This is a genomic window from Cellvibrio sp. (assembly GCF_053579595.1).
This window is the reverse complement of sequence record NZ_JBRFPI010000385.1, coordinates 1-4,200: the sequence shown is the minus strand read 5'-3', so window position 1 is coordinate 4,200 and position 4,200 is coordinate 1. Positions and strand designations below refer to the sequence as shown.

Annotated in this window: 4 protein-coding genes; all 4 read left to right on the top strand. The window is 51.2% G+C overall.

What is annotated here, in order from left to right; all coding sequences use genetic code 11:
* Positions 1-981, top strand: a 981-nt coding sequence (locus ACWA6V_RS18200; RefSeq protein WP_449523824.1) for a [protein-PII] uridylyltransferase family protein, incomplete at its 5' end; no start/stop codon positions are given.
* 116 nt (positions 982-1,097) lie between these two features.
* A complete protein-coding gene (locus ACWA6V_RS18195; protein ID WP_449523823.1) occupies positions 1,098-2,027 on the top strand; it encodes a branched-chain amino acid transaminase in 930 nt (309 codons plus the stop codon).
* A 158-nt stretch (positions 2,028-2,185) separates the two neighbouring features.
* Positions 2,186-3,082, top strand: a complete 897-nt coding sequence (locus ACWA6V_RS18190) for an NAD-dependent epimerase/dehydratase family protein (protein ID WP_449523822.1) — start codon at positions 2,186-2,188, stop codon at positions 3,080-3,082.
* A 20-nt stretch (positions 3,083-3,102) separates the two neighbouring features.
* Complete coding sequence (gene waaF, locus ACWA6V_RS18185; RefSeq protein WP_449523821.1) at positions 3,103-4,194, top strand: lipopolysaccharide heptosyltransferase II; 1,092 nt, start codon at positions 3,103-3,105, stop codon at positions 4,192-4,194.
* Positions 4,195-4,200 lie beyond the last annotated feature (6 nt).

Below are 4,200 nucleotides of genomic sequence, written 5' to 3'. Positions count from 1 at the left end.
GTGTTGCCGCTGATGAAGGTGAGTGATTACCTCACCTGGATTGCCGAGGTAGTGCTGGAACATGTGCTGAATTTGGGTTGGGAGCATATGGTCGAGCGCCATGGTCGCCCTCGTCGCAGTGATGGTTCGGTCGATACCGCGCCGGATTTTGTGATTGTCGGCTACGGCAAGTTGGGCGGGATCGAGTTGGGACATGGGTCGGATCTGGATCTGGTGTTTATCCACAATGCCGACTCCAATCTGCACACCGATGGCGAGCGCTCTATCGACAATACGACGTTTTACACCCGCCTCGGCCAGCGCATTATCCATGTACTTAATACCTACACTCCCTCGGGCAAGCTCTACGAAGTGGATATGCGCTTGCGTCCGTCCGGCAACTCGGGGCTGCTGGTATCGTCGCTCACGGCGTTTGAGAAATACCAGGCCAATGAAGCCTGGACTTGGGAGCACCAGGCGCTGGTGCGTGCGCGGGTGGTTGCGGGTGATGCAGTGCTCGGTGAGCAGTTCGAGCAGGTGCGCCAGCGCATCCTCACGCGGGAGCGGGATCTGGATAAATTGCGGGCCGATGTGAGCGAGATGCGCCGCAAAATGCGCGAGCAGTTAGGAAGCGAGGGAAAATCCAAACCAAACCTTCTAAATGCACCGAAAACCCCCGCGTTATTTAATTTGAAACAGGATGCCGGTGGTATCGTGGATATTGAATTTATGGTTCAATACGCGGCTTTGGCTTGGGCCGCTAAGGAGCCCAAGGTCATCCGGTACACGGACAACATTCGCATACTCGGATCACTGGAAGAGGCAGGCTTACTCGATGCCCAGTCCGTGGCCCACCTGATCGCGGCTTACAAAGCATACCGATCCACCGGGCACCGCCTCGCGCTACAGCGTCAGGAGGCGGTACTAGAAGGCGACAATCACTTCCTGACCGAACGCGCGCAAGTCACCGCATTGTGGCGGCAGCTAATCGATCACGATTGATGGATCGCCCCGAATACTGAGTGGTGCGCGGCTGAGACTGCGCCTGACAATCCCCCGAACATAAAAAGTTTTTCCTAAAGAAGAACTTTTTAACACACAGAATTTTTGGAGTTGCTATGTCTTTTGCCGATCGCGACGGCGTTATATGGCTTGATGGTGAACTCATTCCCTGGCGCGATGCCAAGGTTCACGTATTAACCCACACTTTGCATTACGGTATGGGCGTGTTTGAAGGCGTGCGTGCTTACAACAGCTCAACCCTCGGCACCAGTATTTTCCGTTTGCAAGAGCATACTGATCGACTGTTCCGCTCTGCGCATATCATGCGCATGAAAATGCCATTCACTAAAGATGTGGTGAATGAAGCGCACAAAATGGTCGTGCGTGAAAATGGGTTGGCCGAAGCCTACCTGCGCCCTATGGCGTTTTACGGTTCAGAAGGCATGGGCTTGCGTGCCGACAATTTGAAAGTGCATATCATGGTTGCTGCCTGGCACTGGCCTTCGTATATGTCACCGGAAGCGCGCGATCAGGGTATCCGTATCCGCACCTCCAGCTACACTCGCCATCACGTGAATATTTCCATGTGTAAAGCGAAAGCCAACGGTCACTACATCAATTCGCTGTTAGCGCTGCAAGAAGCATTGGACAGTGGCTGTGAAGAAGCGCTGTTGCTCGATGCTGAAGGTTATGTGGCAGAAGGTAGCGGCGAGAATTTCTTTTTGGTGCGTGATGGCATCATCTACACACCGGAACTGACTTCTTGTCTCGATGGCATCACGCGCAACACCATTTTCCATCTGGCGGCAGATTGCGGTTACACCATCAAAGAAAAACGCATCACACGCGATGAAGTATATGTTGCCGACGAAGCATTTTTCACTGGTACTGCAGCAGAGGTATTGCCGATCCGTGAATTGGATGGCCGTATCATCGGTGAAGGCCGCCGCGGGCCAATCACTACCCGTTTGCAAGATTTGTATTTCAAATCCGTGCGCGGCGAATTGCCTGAGCACACCAACTGGTTGGCGCCGGTTGCAAAATAATCGCCATAATAACGGAGCCGAATGGCTCCGTTATTGTTTTACCCCTTCCCATATTTGTTTTCCGACAATATACCGCCCGGCAATCCGAGCGGCAGGTAATGGCGAGTGCGAGGTGTGGCAAGCTCTTTCGCTAGTGGCCGGATTCAGGTGCGCATTTTATGAGTCAACAATCAACAAGCTCCTCTTTATCTATTCCACCACGTGCCCTGTTGTTCGGTGCCACCGGCGCAATTGGGCGCAAAGTGTGCGAGCTATTGTTGAATAGCGGATGGCATCTGGTAGCTTACCGCAGGCAACGCGATGTTGACGCGTGCGCGCAGATTGAATGGCGCTATGGTTCATTGCCGGAGGTGGCTCTTGTCGATGAACGTTTTGATGCGATTATCAGTTGTGGTCCTTTGGATCTTTTTTCGCTTTGGTATATGCAAACTGAACTTACGCCCAGCCGTGTTGTGGCTTTCAGCTCTACCAGTGTGCATGTAAAACAAGGCTCACCTGAGCAGGCCGAACGTGATGTGGCTGAGCGATTGCGGCAGTCTGAAAAAAGGCTTGTTGATGCGGCAAATACCAAAAAAGCTGCGTTGACTATATTGCGCCCCACATTGATTTATGGAACAGGAATGGATCGCAATATTAGTCGTATGGCCGCTTTGGCAAGCCGTTTTGGCGTTTTTGTTTTGCCACACAATGCTCTTGGGTTGCGTCAACCTGTACATGCGGACGATCTTGCACATGCAGCAATTGTTGCTTTGCAGCATGTAGATGCGCAGGCGCGTAGTTACGACTTGCCCGGAGGCGAAACGCTTAGTTATCGCGAAATGACAAGGCGTGTATTACAGGAGTTACAGCCACCAGCGAAACTGCTGATTGTACCCAGCATTTTTTTTAGTGTTGTGGCGCATGTGGCACGTATGCTGGGTGTGCATGATGCGGGGACTGCAGTTCTAGCGCGCATGCGCGAAAACCTAGTGTTTGATGATTCGGCCGCACGCGCTGAGCTTGGGTATGCCCCTCGCTCTTTTAAGGTGGACATCAGCATGCTTAACATTAAATAACTGTGGTTTGCAGCACGAATATGCCTGAAATTCAATTCCCGACAGAGCTGAAAAAAATCCAAAAAATTTTGGTGATTGGCCCTGCGTGGATCGGCGATATGATGATGGCGCAAACCCTGTTTAAATTACTCAAGCTGCGCAACCCTAAAGTACACATTGATGTGCTTGCCTCGGGCTGGACGCGTCAATTACTCGCCTGTATGCCGGAAATTCATAACGTAATTGATATGCCGCTTGGTCACGGCACTTTTGGTTTAGGTGAGCGACGTGCACTAGGTAAATCACTCGCAGGCGAAGGTTATGAGCAAGCGATTGTGTTACCTAATTCTTTTAAATCGGCGTTTGTTCCTTTCTTTGCCAATATTCCCTTGCGCACGGGTTGGCGCGGTGAGTTACGCTACGGATTCTTAAATGATGTGCGCGTGCTGGATAAAAAACGTTATCCATTAATGGTGCAACGCTACGCGGCATTGGCGCTGCCAAAAAATGCAGCGCCGCTACAAGAATTTCCATTCCCCGAGTTACATATTGATCGATCGCAGCGGCCACAATTATTAACAAAGTTTGCATTGCAGCTTAACCGCCCACTGTTGATACTCTGTCCCGGCGCCGAGTATGGCCCCGCCAAACGCTGGCCGGAACATTATTTTGCGGAAGTGGTAGATGAAAAAATTCGCGCTGGTTGGCAAGTGTGGTTGATGGGATCTGCAAAAGACCATCCGGTCGCCGATGCCATCCGCAATTTATTGTTGGATGCAGAGCGCGCGCATTGTTACAACCTTGCCGGTGGTACCAGTCTTGGCGAAGCGATTGAATTAATGGCTTGTGCTGATGCGGTATTGAGTAATGATTCGGGTTTAATGCATATCGCTGCAGCGCTGCAAAAACCACTCGCGGTGATTTACGGTTCTACCTCGCCCGAACATACTCCGCCATTAACGAAACAGGTCAGTATTATCAATAACAAGATTGAATGCTCTCCCTGCTTTGAACGCGAGTGTCCGAAAGTGCACCACAAATGTTTGCGTGAATTAATGCCGCAACAAGTATTGACTGCGCTCAATACGCTCATCGCACAACCGACAATTGTCGCAGTGGAAAATCTTGGATGAAATTAG

What these genes read in the sequence shown, in the direction of transcription:
- ACWA6V_RS18195 (WP_449523823.1), top strand. Translation starts at nt 1,098, where the DNA reads ATGTCTTTTGCCGATCGCGACGGCGTTATATGGCTTGATGGTGAACTC.
- ACWA6V_RS18190 (WP_449523822.1), top strand. Translation starts at nt 2,186, where the DNA reads ATGAGTCAACAATCAACAAGCTCCTCTTTATCTATTCCACCACGTGCC.
- waaF (WP_449523821.1), top strand. Translation starts at nt 3,103, where the DNA reads ATGCCTGAAATTCAATTCCCGACAGAGCTGAAAAAAATCCAAAAAATT.